At 43.6% G+C, this 15481-nt stretch carries 12 protein-coding genes; 8 read left to right on the top strand and 4 right to left on the bottom strand.

Annotated features, from left to right (window positions below; translation table 11 throughout):
• The first annotated feature begins 79 nt into the window (after positions 1–79).
• Positions 80–1246 (top strand): ADP-forming succinate--CoA ligase subunit beta, encoded by a 1167-nt coding sequence (gene sucC / locus AB4407_RS05575; protein WP_372119431.1) that lies wholly within the window; start codon positions 80–82, stop codon positions 1244–1246.
• Positions 1246–2118, top strand: a complete 873-nt coding sequence (gene sucD, locus AB4407_RS05570) for a succinate--CoA ligase subunit alpha (RefSeq protein WP_004734209.1) — start codon at positions 1246–1248, stop codon at positions 2116–2118. Before sucC ends, sucD begins: the two co-directional genes overlap by 1 nt.
• A gap of 114 nt (positions 2119–2232) precedes the next feature.
• Here the strand turns inward: sucD and znuB are convergent, their stop codons facing one another.
• Positions 2233–3018: a zinc ABC transporter permease subunit ZnuB gene (gene znuB, locus AB4407_RS05565; RefSeq protein WP_372119429.1), complete on the bottom strand. Its 786-nt coding sequence runs from the start codon at positions 3016–3018 to the stop codon at positions 2233–2235.
• On the bottom strand, positions 3018–3800 hold the full coding sequence (znuC, locus tag AB4407_RS05560; protein WP_010436800.1) for a zinc ABC transporter ATP-binding protein ZnuC: 783 nt from the start codon (positions 3798–3800) through the stop codon (positions 3018–3020). The genes znuB and znuC overlap by 1 nt, the downstream gene beginning before the upstream one ends.
• An 83-nt stretch (positions 3801–3883) precedes the next feature.
• Here znuC and znuA point away from each other — a divergent pair, with 83 nt between their 5' ends.
• The 5 genes from znuA to AB4407_RS05535 all read left to right on the top strand — a co-directional run bounded on the left by znuA (position 3884) and on the right by AB4407_RS05535 (position 11755).
• Entirely contained in the window at positions 3884–4768 is an 885-nt protein-coding gene (gene znuA / locus AB4407_RS05555; RefSeq protein WP_372119427.1) for a zinc ABC transporter substrate-binding protein ZnuA, read from the top strand.
• 246 nt (positions 4769–5014) lie between these two features.
• Complete coding sequence (locus tag AB4407_RS05550; protein ID WP_372119425.1) at positions 5015–8401, top strand: helix-turn-helix domain-containing protein; 3387 nt, start codon at positions 5015–5017, stop codon at positions 8399–8401.
• A 631-nt stretch (positions 8402–9032) separates the two neighbouring features.
• The gene (locus AB4407_RS05545) at positions 9033–9254 is read left to right on the top strand and encodes a FeoA family protein (RefSeq protein WP_008221191.1); all 222 of its coding nucleotides are present in this window, start codon (positions 9033–9035) and stop codon (positions 9252–9254) included.
• Complete coding sequence (feoB, locus tag AB4407_RS05540) at positions 9255–11528, top strand: Fe(2+) transporter permease subunit FeoB (protein ID WP_372119423.1); 2274 nt, start codon at positions 9255–9257, stop codon at positions 11526–11528.
• Positions 11525–11755, top strand: a complete 231-nt coding sequence (locus AB4407_RS05535; protein ID WP_009847310.1) for a FeoC-like transcriptional regulator — start codon at positions 11525–11527, stop codon at positions 11753–11755. The genes feoB and AB4407_RS05535 overlap by 4 nt, the downstream gene beginning before the upstream one ends.
• Before the next feature lie 134 nt (positions 11756–11889).
• On the opposite strand, the gene AB4407_RS05530 is transcribed toward AB4407_RS05535, so the two are convergent.
• Both AB4407_RS05530 and argS read right to left on the bottom strand, forming a co-directional pair.
• Complete coding sequence (locus AB4407_RS05530) at positions 11890–12318, bottom strand: HIT domain-containing protein (protein ID WP_065110960.1); 429 nt, start codon at positions 12316–12318, stop codon at positions 11890–11892.
• 168 nt (positions 12319–12486) lie between these two features.
• Entirely contained in the window at positions 12487–14220 is a 1734-nt protein-coding gene (gene argS / locus AB4407_RS05525; protein ID WP_009847308.1) for an arginine--tRNA ligase, read from the bottom strand.
• Positions 14221–14569: 349 nt separating this feature from the next.
• Between argS and AB4407_RS05520 the strand changes: the two genes are divergently transcribed.
• On the top strand, positions 14570–15175 hold the full coding sequence (locus AB4407_RS05520; RefSeq protein WP_372119421.1) for a VOC family protein: 606 nt from the start codon (positions 14570–14572) through the stop codon (positions 15173–15175).
• Positions 15176–15481 lie beyond the last annotated feature (306 nt).

The raw sequence follows: 15481 nt of genomic DNA, 5'->3' as shown, positions 1-15481 counted from the left end.
GACCCTACAGACGTACCACAGGAAACTGTGTCGTTATGGAAATAATAATCCCTTAAGGGAAAATAAACGGAATATCAAAATGAATTTGCATGAATACCAAGCCAAACAGCTGTTTGCAGAATTCGGTTTGCCTGTACCAGAAGGTTTCGCATGTGATACTGCACAAGAAGCTTTCGAAGCTGCAGGTCGTATCAGTACAGCCAAGAAAGTCGTTAAGTGTCAAGTACACGCTGGTGGTCGCGGTAAAGCGGGCGGCGTAGAGCTACATGACACTAAAGAAGGCGTTAAAGAGTTTGCACAAAAGTGGCTAGGAAAAAACCTAGTGACTTACCAAACAGACGCTAATGGTCAGCCTGTAACTAAGATCCTAGTTGAAGAAGCATCAAACATTGCTAACGAACTTTACCTAGGTGCTGTTGTTGACCGCGCAACGCGTAAAATTGTATTCATGGCGTCAACTGAAGGCGGTGTGGACATTGAGAAAATCGCTGAAGAAACTCCAGAGTTGATTCACCAATCAGCGATCGATCCTCTAGTGGGCCCTCAAGCTTACCAAGGCCGTGAACTTGCGTTCAAACTTGGTCTAGTTGGCGATCAAATTAAACAGTTCGTTAAGATCTTCATGGGTCTTGGCCAAATGTTCTCTCAGTACGACCTAGCTCTACTAGAAATCAACCCGCTTGTCATTACTGGCGAAGGTAACCTGCTTTGTCTAGACGGCAAGATCAACATCGACTCAAACGCGATGTACCGTCAGCCTAAACTACGTGAAATGCACGATCCATCTCAAGAAGATGAGCGCGAAGCACACGCAGCACAGTGGGAACTGAACTACGTAGCACTAGATGGCAACGTTGGCTGTATGGTTAACGGTGCAGGCCTTGCGATGGGTACGATGGATATCGTAAACCTACACGGCGGCAAGCCAGCAAACTTCCTTGATGTAGGCGGCGGCGCGACAAAAGAACGTGTAGCTGAAGCATTCAAGATCATCCTTTCTGATGACAATGTTAAAGCAGTACTAGTAAACATCTTCGGTGGCATCGTTCGTTGTGACATGATCGCTGAAGGTATTATCGGTGCGGTTAAAGAAGTTGGCGTAACAGTTCCTGTAGTTGTTCGTCTAGAAGGTACCAACGCAGACCTAGGTCGCGAAGTACTTGCTAATTCTGATGTTGATATCATTGCAGCTGAATCTCTAACAGATGCTGCTCTGAAAGTAGTTGCTGCTGCGGAGGCTAAATAATGTCTGTATTAATTAACAAAGACACTAAAGTAATCTGTCAGGGTTTCACTGGCGGTCAAGGTACATTCCACTCAGACCAAGCTATCGCATACGGTACGCAAATGGTTGGTGGTGTTTCACCTGGTAAAGGTGGTCAAACTCACCTAGGCCTTCCAGTATTCAACACCGTACGTGAAGCTGTAGAAGTAACTGGCGCAACAGCAACCGTTATCTACGTACCAGCTCCTTTCTGTAAAGATGCAATCCTAGAAGCGATTGATGCAGGTATCGAACTGATCGTAACGATCACTGAAGGTATCCCTACAACAGATATGATCGACGTTAAAGTGAAGCTAGAAGAAACTGGCGTTCGCATGATCGGTCCTAACTGTCCAGGTCTTATCACTCCAGATGAGTGTAAGATTGGTATCATGCCTGGTCATATTCACAAGAAGGGTAAAGTAGGTATCGTATCTCGTTCAGGTACTCTGACATACGAAGCAGTTAAGCAAACAACAGATGAAGGCTTTGGTCAGTCTACATGTGTTGGTATCGGTGGTGACCCAATCCCAGGTTCAAACTTCATAGATATCCTAAAACTTTTCCAAGAAGACCCTGAGACAGAAGCAATCGTAATGATTGGTGAGATCGGTGGTACAGCGGAAGAAGAAGCGGCTGAGTTCATCAAAGCAAACGTAACTAAGCCAGTTGTTTCTTACATCGCTGGTGTTACTGCTCCTCCAGGTAAACGTATGGGCCACGCAGGCGCAATCATCTCTGGCGGTAAAGGTACTGCTGAAGATAAATTCGCGGCACTAGAAGCAGCCGGCGTTAAGACAGTTAAGTCTCTTGCTGACATCGGTAAAGGCCTACGTGAAATCACGGGTTGGTAATCAGCTGGCTTTTATCGATTGAGATAGAAGCTAACTGAGCGATATAAAAAAGGCTTGGTCACTGACCAAGCCTTTTTTGTATGTTTTCAATGATACGAGATACGAGTCGTATGACTACGCTCGGGTCTTCACCATTTGAGATAGCATAAACATCGCAGCCGCACTGATAACCACAGACGGACCAGCAGGCGTGTCATAGAACCAAGACAAGCTTAATCCACCGAATACAGCGATAGAACCAATAATCGATGCGAGGAATGCCATCTGCTCAGGGGTATTGGAGAACTTCCTTGCCGTTGCCGCAGGAATAATCAATAGCGATGTCATGATTAATGCACCCACAAACTTCATACCGACAGCAATCACGATACCAACAAGCAGCATCAAAATCAGACGCATTAAATCAATGTTGATACCGTCAACCGCTGCGAGATCTTCGTTAACTGTCGTCGACAATAGTGGTCGCCAAAAGATAGCAAGTACCACTCCAATCACGGCAGCACCCGCATAGATAAATACTAAGTCGGTCGGAGACACTGCAAGCAAGTCACCAAATAGGTAGCTCATTAGGTCAACACGAACGTTATCTAAGAAACTCACGGCGACAAGACCCAAAGACAGAGCGCTGTGCGCCAAAATACCGAGTAGGGTATCGGTCGCGACAAGCTTTTGCTTTTGTAACGTAACCAGCAACACCGCTAGCATCAAACAACAAATCAGTAGCGCGAAATACAAGTTAATGTTGAACAGGAAGCCAAGCGCTAAGCCCATTAGAGAGGCGTGTGCAAGGGTGTCACCAAAGTAAGCCATCTTGCGCCACACCACGAACGAACCCAATGGGCCAGCAATAAGAGCAATGCCTAAGCCTGCAAGAATAGAAGGTAGAAGAAACTCAAGCATTAGTGGTGATGTCCGTGTTTATGGTTGGAGCAGTCGTGCACATCCCCTGAAACTGGCTGGCCTGCCAAGTCATGGTGATGGTGGTCATGTTGGTGGTGGTAGAAAGCCAAGCTTTCTTGAACCGCAGTACCAAACAGCGCGATATAAGAAGGGTGGTGCTTGATATCAGCCGGTGCACCAGAGCAACAGATGTGGTGATGCAAACAGATCACATCGTCTGTTTTTGCCATCACTAAATGCAAGTCGTGTGAAACCATAAACACAGCGCAACCAAAGCGGTGACGGATGGAATCGATCAGATCGTAAAGGTCGATTTGGCCCTGTACATCAACACCTTGTGCGGGTTCATCAAGAACGAGCAGATCGGGTCTTTTCAATAGAGAGCGAGCGATCAGCACGCGTTGGTTTTCGCCACCAGACAGTTGGTGCATGTTACTTTTCATCAGATGTTCAGCGCCCACTAGCATCAAAGATTCTAGAATTTCTTGCTTGCTGAATTTTCCGGTGAGCTTAAGAAAACGCTCTACATTAAGAGGCAGAGAGTCGTTCAGCTTTAGCTTTTGAGGAACATAACCAATTTTTAGTTTTTTTGATTTGGTGATCTTTCCGGAATATTTGTTCTGGAGCCCTAGTAGTACCTTAACTAAGGTTGATTTTCCCGCGCCATTTGGCCCAATTAGGGTGGTGATTCTGCCGCGCTCTAAATTTAGAGAGATGTTATCTAGAACTTTTCGACCGTCAAATTCGACGCTCACAGAATCTAGTTGGATTAAGTTATCCATGAATAGAACTCATTTGCAATTCGCTAATGTTATAATGTAACATTTACCTCAAGCCTAAGCTACTTTTCTATTAACGAGGAATTATGTCACGTTCATCTTTTATACTTGCTACTTTGCTTTTAGCGCCAAGTGTTGCAAGTGCCAATACTATTCTAACAAGCTTCAAACCAATTCAAATGATTGTGACAGAATTAACGCAGGGCGTTAGTGAGCCGGATGTGTTGATGAACAGCAATGCTTCGCCGCACGATTATGCGCTTAAGCCATCAGATGTCAAAAAAGTTCATAGTGCCGATATGGTGATCTGGTTTGGCCCTGACCTAGAAGCTTTTTTGACCAAGGTGATTGGTTCTAAAGAAAACGTTATCAAGATCAGTGAGATTCCGGGGATTAACTTGAAAGAGTTTGGACATGAAGACCACGATGCTCATGAAGGGCACAACCATGGTAGCCATGACCCGCATTTTTGGTTGGGTATCGATCAAGTTGAGGTTGCGGCAAAATATATCTCAGCTAAGCTAATTGAATCAGACCCTGATAACGCCATGGCGTATCAAGAGAACCTAGATTCATTCTTGATTGCTCTAAAAGAGAAAAAGCAGTCGATTCATGAACAACTTGCGCCAGTGAAAGACAAAGGTTACTACGTATTCCATGATGCGTATGGCTATTTCGAACAAAAGTTTGAGTTGAATAATTTAGGTCACTTTACGGTAAGCCCTGAGCGTAAACCTGGCGCAAAAAGTCTAATCGCTATCAAGAAGACCTTGGTGCGTGAAAATGTTCAATGCGTATTTTCAGAGCCTCAATTTACACCAGCAGTGATTGAATCGGTGACTCGTGGAAGTAACGCTAAACAAGGACAACTTGATCCTGTCGGTTCGCAGGTTGAAGTCAAGAGTGGAAGCTATTTTGATTTTCTTCAGCAGCTTACAGATAGTTACGCAAGTTGCTTGAGTGGAATGTAATCAATATCGAGTATTCTTTACGACACTTTGCCCTCGTTAATTGATGAATCATGCCGCTTTTTGCGGCATTTTCGTGACCGCTAAGATAAAACCTTCCAACAAATACCAAACCCCCTTTCTCCTTTGTCAATTTCAGCTAAAATAGAAAGATAATAATAAGCACAAAAAAACTCACTATTTGGTTAATCAGCAACAAGCGTTGTGAGAACCAATATTTCATGCGTTGTTGCTGTTCAGGATTAAAAGTTGTATCGAATTATTTTCAAAATGTTCATCTTAATGAGCATTTCATTTAGCGTTCTTGCGGTAAATACATCACCCTCCGTTTTCTACCCTTTGCCCGTTCAAGCACAAGGGAACTTCCTTGCGGCAAAAAATCTGTACTTAGGTGAAGGTGGCGGACTCTGGGTTCATGATGTGCATGGAAAAATACTTTTTTATGATGGCAGAACCCTATTCCCTCGAAAAGGTAGCCTTTTGCAATTTTCTTCAGAGAAAGTCGCGTTTCTTAACGATGAATTTTGGACTTTCTTTGATAATGAGGTGTACCGACATAGCCCAGGAATCGGCAACGCACTTGCATTTAGCCTAAGCCCGGGGGCTGAGATCGCGAATATCGGTGCTTCCGGTGATTATATTTGGGTTACAGATGGCAGTAATTTCTATACGTACAATACTCAATCTTTAGAATTTAGCACTTACTCGCTTCTAAAATTGTATCGGCACAACAATAGCAGCGATATTACGATTAACGATGCTGAGCGGGTGCTGTCAAAATGGGTGCTAGCGACCAGTTCCGGAGTGTACCTTTCTGATAGCCAAGAATTTACTCATATCGGTGCATCAGAAAAAAATCATATAGAGACGCTGTATTTTTCGATGGCAAGACGTGAGTTAGTCATTGGCACATTGAATGGTGCAGTGATTATAGATCTTGCAAATCCTAAGAAAGAAAGGTGGGTGCGTGGTTCGCATGTTCTTTCTCTCGCTGAAACAACCGATCAATACTGGATTGGGACTGAGCATGGTCTTATCAGCTACAATTTTATTACGGGGCAAATTACACGATTTGAACAAGCCGATAATCAAGACTTTTCGTTACCGGGTGAAAAAATATATTCGTTAATTAACGACCATGCTGGTGGAATGTGGGTCGCGACCAATAACGGAATTCGATACTTTTCACTGTTCAGCAGGACATTCTCAAGAACGCCATTAACGGGAATGGGGATGCACTCGAGTAGTGTGGTGATAAACAAAGTACAGCTTGTTCGCGATCAACTATCTTGGGTTGCTTCTTCCAGAGGTCTCTATTTGGTTGATTCTCAAAGTGAAGATAACCCCGTTCGTGTTTACTCTAACCCGGTACAGGACTTTGAGATCTTTGATTCTTCAATTTGGTTGGCGACTGCAGAAGGTATTATTAGTTTCAACACTGATACGTTAGAGGCTGAAAAGGTCGATCTACCAAGAGCGATTGAAGGTGTACCCGTTGAAAACTTTGCACTTGAAGCGGATAACATGCTTTGGATGACCTCGGGACAAAACCTTTATTCGTTAGCTATCGAAACCAATAAGTTGACAAGTTATGGCACCGACTGGTTAGTTGATAAATTTTTGCCAGCAAAGATCACCGCTCTCAATATAGGTTTACAAGGTCGTATTTATGTTGGTACTGATCACGGATTCTACTCTTTTCTTGATGAGAGAATTAGCTTTAGTCGTTCAAGCGAGCGGCTTGGCAAAGTGGTCGATATTGAAAAAGCGAAAGATGGCTCCCAGTGGTTTGCGAGTAGCTACGGTGTGTATCGAATCTCTAATAACAGTTCTATTATTCAAGAGGTCACTCTTGTTGAGGAAAATATCAGTCCTAAATGTTTAATTAGCGATGATAATGGGATGTGGTTAGGCTCTTCGAAAGGTATTAGCTATTACGGATTGGATGGGCAACTGCATAAACATATCGGCTCACCATTTGGCTTGATCACCAATGAATTGGCTGCAGGTGCGTGTGCTCTGTTTTACAGCTCAGGTAGCCAGTCTACTAGGCTTATCTTTGGCTCAAGATATGGCGTGGTGAGTGCATTAGCTAATGAGCTATTGGTATCAACAACACCTCATAGCCGTGCATTGCTGAGCAAGATAAGTGTCGACCAGCAGATAGTATCACTTGGTGGTAAGACAGCTGATTTAGATGAAATTCCTTATGGCTCATCAATCGGTTTCAAGATTGGAATTTTACCAGCGACATACACGCCTGCAATGGAGTATCGACTAAGCGACAACGAACCTTGGAGTGAGTTTGAAGGGGGTTTACTAACACTCGATCACCTTCTTCCTGGGGACTATACGTTGGAAGTGAAACCCGTTAAGGACTCCCATTATCGCTTTACGTCAACGAACCAAAGCTTCTCTATTGCGGAACCTTGGTATCTGAGTAATTGGGCAGCAGCAAGCTCTCTTATATTACTTATCTGTGTAGTGACTGCTTTGGTTTTCTGGCGATCGCGTTACGTCACTTTCGCCAATAGGCACTTAAAGGCGCAAGTTGCATTAAAGACAGATCAACTGAGGCATCAAAGCCGAATACTACTAACGACTAATCAACAGCTTAAAAAACAGTTGTCAGTTAAGAATGCTCTTGTCACACATACTGCTAATGAACTCTCTTCTGAAGTTAATCATATCGCAGCTATGATCCCAAATTGGAATGATGAACAAGGTAAGTCGGCAATATTGATATTGAAAAATGGCTTGGCTCAGCTGAGTAACATGCCACAAGGGAAGGGAAAGGTTTGTTACGATATAATTTTAATCTTAGAAGCTGTACTCAAAGCTTGGCAGGACGATTTAGCCAAAGCCGGTATTGTACTGGATATTAAAGTTGACACTAAACAACGACATGTATCCTTGCTGTATTTTAATCTTGATATTATTTTCAACAGTCTAGTCGCTAGCATCATTAAGAGAAATTTTAAGTCACAGAGTATGGTGGTATTGGTTGAAGAGGTTAAAGAGCACCTTGTTGTGACGATTCGAGACCATGGGATGCCTTTCCCTAAATTGACTTCAAGCATTAATGACAATACTGGAAAGTCGACCGACCTAAACATCGAAAAGTTGCCATTGTTGATGAATCAGAGCGGTGGTGAACTGAATGCCTTTGTCTCGGACTCTCAAAATAAGGTTCAGCTTTCTTGGCCGATTGAATATCAAGTGTTAGATAATTTGGAAGCTAGCACAATTGAACAGATTGAGACCATTAAGCTTACCGTTTCAGCGACGGAGCAGCAAAAGTTAAGTGCTGAGCAAGAGTGGAAAAACAGAGTATCGCAGCTTGTTAGTGAAAACTACGCCGATGCAGAGTTCAGTACTGCAAATGCTGCTAAGTATTTGTTCATGTCAGAGAGAAGCTTACAGAGACGTTTTAAATCGGCTTACAATAAGACCTTTAAAGAGCATTTGAATGAAGTGCGTTTAGAGCATGCGTGCGAGCGGTTACTTGCGGGAGAGAGGATTTCAGACGTCGCGTTTGATTCTGGTTTCAATGACCCTTCCTATTTCAGTCAAAGGTTTAAACATCACTTTGGCATGTCGCCATCTAAGTTTGCTGAAAACAACGAAGAGCAGTGAACTGGGGACGTCCAGTTACAACATAGATAAAGATATTTTGAGCCTCGACATTCGTGTTGGGGCTTTTTTATGCTTCTACGAGATACGAGATACGAGATACGAGATACGAGATACGAGATACGAGATACGAGATACGAGATACGAGATATAACGATAGTTGGGAAATTTAAAAAGGTTTGTGGGTTAAAAAAAGGAAGAAAAAAAATATCGTGGTATAGCCGGGGGGACTATACCACGGGTGCCAATGACACCTTCGCTTGCTGCCGGAGTGATATGGCAAGCCACATCACCTCTGGAATAAAATTAAAGAGAAAGAGTTTCTCTTCGATGGAGTAACTATACGGGTAGCGACTTGTTTTTCTTATAAAATTAACGACAGATGACTGTAATAAAACCGACATTGTTATAAGCTATTGATTATTGGTGTTTTATTGTTTCCTGGTTGACATGTGCTAGTGAGGTAGTTCTCACTGATTATTAAAAGTGACGTTTTTGACGTAAACGTTTTTAACGAAATTTACGAGAGTGTATTTTCGAAAACATTGATTTCACACAATAGAATTGTGGTCATGTATGTGTATCATGCTCGTAATAACAATCTTTCTCATTATCAGTCACGAATTGGGTACTTATGAAACTCTCACAACTAGAGCAAGGCAAAGCGGCTTCTATTGTTGCACTAACAGGTTTAACACCAGAAGTTAGAAAAAAACTTATGGTCATGGGCATGTTGCCAAAAACCGAGGTGACTCTGATTCGCCGTGCACCTATGGGTGATCCGCTTCAAGTTGAAGTGAGAGGGGTTTCAATCGCCATTCGTGAAAGCATCGCAGAACAAATCGAGGTTATCTAAATGGATTATCAAGTTCTCACCGTTGGTAACCCGAATAGTGGTAAAACAACATTATTTAATGCACTGACTGGTGCTAAACAGCACGTTGGTAACTGGGTTGGTGTCACCGTAGAAAAGAAGACGGGTTTATACTCACACGCAGGTGATCAGTTCCAGCTTACCGACTTACCCGGTATTTACGCGCTAGACAGTGGTAATGATGCGAACAGCATCGATGAATCTATCGCGTCTCGCGCGGTGCTTACTCATCCGGCAGACGTAATCATTAATGTGGTAGATGCAAGCTGTCTGGAACGAAGCCTATACATGACATTACAACTGCGAGAATTGGGTCGCCCAATGATCGTTGTATTGAATAAAATGGACGTACTAAAGCGTGAGCGTCAGGTGATTAATCTTAAAGCACTTGAGAAAGAGCTTGGTTGTCCAGTATTAAGCTTGTCTGCAAACGACAAAGACCAAGTGGTTCGCTTTAAAGAGCGCCTACATAAATTGCTTGTTCAAGGTGTGAGCCTTGATCCTATCTCTATTGATTACGACGCAGCATTAGAAGCTCTTATCCCTTCTGTTGAATCACAATTTGATGATGCAGATGTTTCTCACCGAGCTCTGGCAATTCGTGCTTTAGAAAATGATTACTTGGTCTTGAATGGACTGGCTCCTCAAACTCGTACTCAAATTGATGGTGTACGTCTTGGTGCTGACTTTGATATCGACCTTGCAGTCGCTGACGCGAAATACACATTCTTACATGACCTTTGTAAACGTGTTCGTCGCAGCGAAGGCAAGCTAAGCCGCAACTTCACAGAAAAAGCAGACCAATTCATTTTGAATAAATGGGTCGGTATTCCTTTCTTCTTTGTGATCATGTACCTGATGTTCATGTTCTCTATCAATATCGGTAGTGCGTTTATCGACTTCTTTGATATTGGTGTTGGGGCAATATTGGTTGATGGTGGACATCACTTATTAGATGGTCACTTGCCTGTCTGGCTAGTCACTATATTGGCTGATGGTATCGGTGGTGGTATTCAAACCGTTGCGACCTTCATTCCGGTTATTGCAGCTCTTTATTTGTTCTTAGCAGTGCTTGAAAGCTCAGGCTACATGGCGCGTGCGGCATTTGTACTTGATAAAGTAATGCAGAAGATTGGTTTGCCGGGCAAAGCGTTTGTACCACTGGTGCTTGGTTTTGGCTGTAACGTACCTTCAATCATGGCAACTCGTACTCTTGACCAAGAACGCGAACGTAAACTGGCTGCATCAATGGCGCCGTTTATGTCATGTGGTGCTCGTCTACCTGTATACGCACTGTTCGCAGCTGCATTCTTCCCAGGTGCTGGACAAAACGTGGTATTCGCTCTGTACATCATGGGTATTGTTGCTTCTGTGTTTACGGGTCTGTTCCTTAAGAACACCATTTACCCAGGTAGCAGCGATAGCTTAGTAATGGAAATGCCAGATTACGAATTGCCGACCGTGCAGAACGTAATGCTTAAAACGTGGCAAAAACTGAAGCGTTTCGTACTTGGCGCGGGTAAAACAATCGTGATGGTTGTGGCTATTCTTAGCTTTCTAAACTCGCTAGGTATGGATGGCAGCTTTGGTAATGAAGACAGTGAAAGTTCTGTGCTATCTAAAGCGGCTCAAGTGGTAACTCCAGTGTTCCAACCGATTGGTATTACTGAAGAGAACTGGCCTGCAACGGTTGGTATCATTACTGGTATTTTTGCGAAAGAAGCTGTGGTTGGTACGCTAAATAGCTTATACACCACACCTTCTGATGAAGAAGCGGCTGAGTTTGATCTAGCGGCAAGTTTAGAAGAAGCTGTAATGACCATTCCTGAAAACCTTGCTGGTTTGAGCTATTCAGATCCATTAGGCATTGAAGTTGGTGACTTGTCTGACTCTAGTTCTGTGGCTGCTGATCAAGAGGTTGATACTTCGATCTTTGGTAACTTGAAAGATAAGTTTGTATCAGGCCACGCTGCGTTTGCTTACTTAATCCTAATCTTGCTTTACACACCTTGTGTGGCTGCGATGGGGGCTTATGTTCGTGAATTTGGTCAGACGTTTGCCCGCTTCATCGCAGTTTGGACAATGGCACTTGGTTACTTCGGTGCGACCTTCTATTACCAAGCAGCAAACTTCGCTGCTCATCCAATCAGCAGTGCGGTATGGATGGTGGCGATTGCTGGTGGCTTTGTACTGACCTATCGAGTCTTCAAGAAAGTCGGCAGTAAGCAGAAAGTATTAGAGGTACAAGTAGTATGATTTTAACTGAACTTCATCAATACATTGATAACGAAGGTGTTGCTGCTCGTAGTGAGCTTGCATCTAAGTTTGGGGTAAGTGAAGACGGTATCGATGCGATGCTGGGAGTGTGGGTCAAGAAAGGCAAGATATCTCGCTTGGTCGACACCAATAAGCATGGCCATACAACACGTATTCGCTACACCATCAGCAAACAAGATGGTTTGTCACTGAATGTGATGATGTAGTTCAGGTCTCATACTCTCGTTGAAAGCGACGAGATTAGACAATAAAAAAGCCGCTCACCTATTAGGTGAGCGGCTTTTTGTTATGTGTCTTTCCTGAACTGTCTTACTTTAAAGCGTAATGAGATGAACTCGAATTACGCTTTCTTGAAGATAGAGCTCAGCGATAAAACGTTTTGAATGCGAGTATGGATTGCGGCTTGTTCTTCTTCCGTACGCTGCTCACCTTTAGTGTTTCCCCATACTGGCCCTGGCCATGCGATGTCGTCTTTGAAACGTGCAATATGGTGAATGTGTAGTTGTGGCACCATGTTACCCAGCGCACCAAGGTTCAACTTGTCTGGTTGAAACGTAGCTTCTAATGCTTGGCTTACCGCTTGAGACTCAAGCAAGAACTGCTGTTGTTCTTTCATTGGCAGATGGTGCAACTCTTTTAGGTTGGCGCGTTTGGGTACCAAGATAACCCAAGGTACTGCACTGTCTTTGCTTAGCAGAGCCAAACTTAGTGGAAATTCGCCGATAAGCGTGGTGTCTTTTGCTAACTGTGGGTGAAGTTCAAAGCTCATTATTATTATCCATTTCGATTTCTTGAAGTCATACCAATCACAGTAAGCAAATAACCAGCTAGGATGATGAGTTATTTACTACGATTGGTATTAGTATACGTTAGATAAAACAAAAGGTTGATGCTCTCACATCAACCTTTGTATTTATTCATTGTAACCCTAAGGGAATTACATGCGCTCTAGAGTTTCGATGCCTAGAAGCGACAGACCTTGCTTGATAGTCTTCGCTGTTAGTGCAGCAAGCTTCAGGCGGCTCTGTTTAACGGTTTCATCTTCAGCCACAAGGATAGGGCATGCTTCGTAGAAGCTAGAGAATTGACCAGCAAGTTCGAACAGGTAGCTACACATGATGTGTGGTTGACCTTCACGAGCAACAGACTGTACCGCTTCTTCAAATTGTAGAAGTTTCGCGATAAGGGCTTTCTCTTTCTCTTCAGTGATTTTGATTTCACCTTCTAGAGAGTCCATAGAAATGCCTGCTTTAGCAAAGATTGAAGCGACACGAGTGTATGCGTACTGCATGTACGGTGCTGTGTTGCCTTCAAATGCCAGCATGTTTTCCCAGTCGAACACGTAATCAGTGGTACGGTGCTTAGAAAGGTCTGCGTATTTAACTGCTGCCATTGCTACTGTGTTCGCAATGGTTTTCTTCTCGTCTTCTGCTAGCTCAGGGTTTTTAGACTCAATCAGCTGAGTTGCACGTACTTCTGCTTCGTCCAGAAGGTCAGCAAGACGCACTGTACCGCCAGCACGAGTTTTAAATGGCTTACCATCTTTACCTAGCATCATGCCGAACGCGTGGTGCTCAAGAGATACAGACTCAGGAACATAACCCGCTTTACGAACGATAGTCCAAGCTTGCATTAGGTGTTGGTGCTGACGAGAGTCGATGAAGTAAAGTACGCGATCTGCGCCCAGTTCTTCAAAACGATATTTAGCACATGCAATATCGGTGGTGGTGTATAGGAAGCCACCGTCACGTTTTTGCACGATAACGCCCATAGGGTCGCCATCTTTGTTTTTGTATTCGTCTAGGAATACAACTTGTGCGCCGTCAGACTCTTTTGCTAGACCTTGTGTTTGTAGGTCAGAAACGATGTTTGAAAGCATATGGTTGTACATACTTTCACCCATCACATCATCACGTGTCAGTGATACGTTTAGGCGATCGTAGTTACGTTGGTTTTGAACCATAGTTACGTCAACCAGCTTTTTCCACATTTCAGCACAGTATGCGTCGCCGCCTTGCAGTTTCACTACGTAGCCACGTGCTTTTACTGCGAATTCTTCGTCTTCGTCGTAAAGCTTTTTAGATTCACGGTAGAACTGTTCAAGATCTGACAGTTCCATTGAAACTTCACCAGTTTCAGCTTGGATGCGCTCAAGGTTTGCGATAAGCATACCGAATTGAGTACCCCAGTCACCAATGTGGTTAGCACGGATAACTTTGTGACCTAAGAACTCAAGTGTACGAACAACAGCATCACCAATGATCGTTGAACGTAAGTGGCCTACGTGCATTTCTTTTGCAACGTTTGGAGCTGAGTAGTCAGCAACAATAGTTTGTGCTTCTGCGGCTGAAACACCAAGGCGAGAGTCAGCAAGCGCTGCGTCTGCTTGTTGTGCCAGGAACGTTTCATCTAGGAAGATGTTTAGGAAACCTGGACCTGCGATTTCAACTTTAGAAGCGATACCGTCTAGGTTTAGAACATCCAATACTTTTTGAGCAAATTCTCGAGGGTTAGTGCCTAGTCGTTTAGCAACACCCATAATGCCGTTTGCTTGGTAGTCACCAAATTGTGGTTTTGCAGATTGACGGACAGCCGCAGGAGAGCCTGCAGGTGCGCCAGCGGCTTCTAGAGCCTGAGATACTTTGTCATTAATCAGTGCTTGGATATTCACACGCGTTTCCTTCAATTCAAGGATGAATAAGAGTAGCCGTTATTTCGTGGGCATTAAATTTGGCTAATTATGCTTCTAGTTAACGATTTAATGCTGAAATGAACAACAGACTCTGTTTAAGTTCACAAAAATGGCGTTAATCATACCAATTTTGTGGGCTTTCTTATAGGTCGAATTGATAGAAAATTAACATTTCCTGAGGGGTTTTTGACAATCAACTTTGACCAAGCCAAGTTTGTCTATTTAGGAAAGTAAGCCACGGTACTTTTTGAGTGTTTTTTGTTAAAGCAGCGCTTGTTGCTGGAAGTAAAACTGATACCATGCTGCCATTATTTGGAGAACATAGACAATGACGATGAGCCTGAAGCAAGCTGAACTAGAACCACAACAAATGATTGCACGCCTTGATACGTTTATGACGAAAATTGAGAACCTAGGAAATGTGCTGGGTTTGGATTTAAGCTTTGCTCAAGCGGATCATATTGCATTAAGAATCAATGAAACTGAGCTTGCGAAATCAGCACACCAAGCATGGTCTGAATACGGCTCTACTATTTCAGAAGCGATGATTAACGGTCGCCCAATTGTGGTGTTGGCTTTCGATGAGCCATTGCAAAGCCTTGGTTGGAAGATTGAGTGCTTAGAGTTGCCATATCCAGCAGAAGGCAAGATTTATCCAAGCCAAGATTGGGAACATGTCGAGTTTGTGATTCCGTCTCACGCGCAAACGGCCGATGAGTATCTAGCGGATCTTAAAGAGACTTACCCGCAGTTCGCTGCTAAGTTTGAAACTTTGGCAGATCAAGGCATTAAGATAAAACTCTCTAGCCCGAAAGGTGAGGGTGAACGTTTGAATAACCCAACGGTTGCATTCAAGCATCAAGGGGTTTGCATTAAGCTGCACCCACACTCTTTGAAGAAGATTGTTGAATCTGAACAAGCTGAATTTAAGTAGAGAGTTGCGGGGAAGAGATTCCTGATCTCGCTTAGGCTCGTCGGAATGACGGGGTGTTTGATGGTGTTTGCCAGAGCCTATCTCTAGATACTGACAGGCTGAGTGTTCTAGGGCGTATGTTAGAGCCTATAGCTAGAAGGTTCATCAACGAGTTCGTTATTCCCGATAGCGACGAAGGAGTGTAGTTGGGAATCTCATAAAGCTAGTCAGATCATCAGATACAAAAAACGCGCAATGGATTAACCCTATTGCGCGTTTTTTATTGGGTTTTAACTGGAAGTCTTACTGTAATACCAATCGTAGTAA

The organism is Vibrio sp. 10N.261.46.E11 (genome assembly GCF_041472735.1).
In the GTDB taxonomy this organism is placed as follows: Bacteria; Pseudomonadota; Gammaproteobacteria; order Enterobacterales; family Vibrionaceae; genus Vibrio.
Note: the sequence above shows the minus strand (reverse complement) of the source record. Positions and strands in the feature narration are given on the sequence as shown.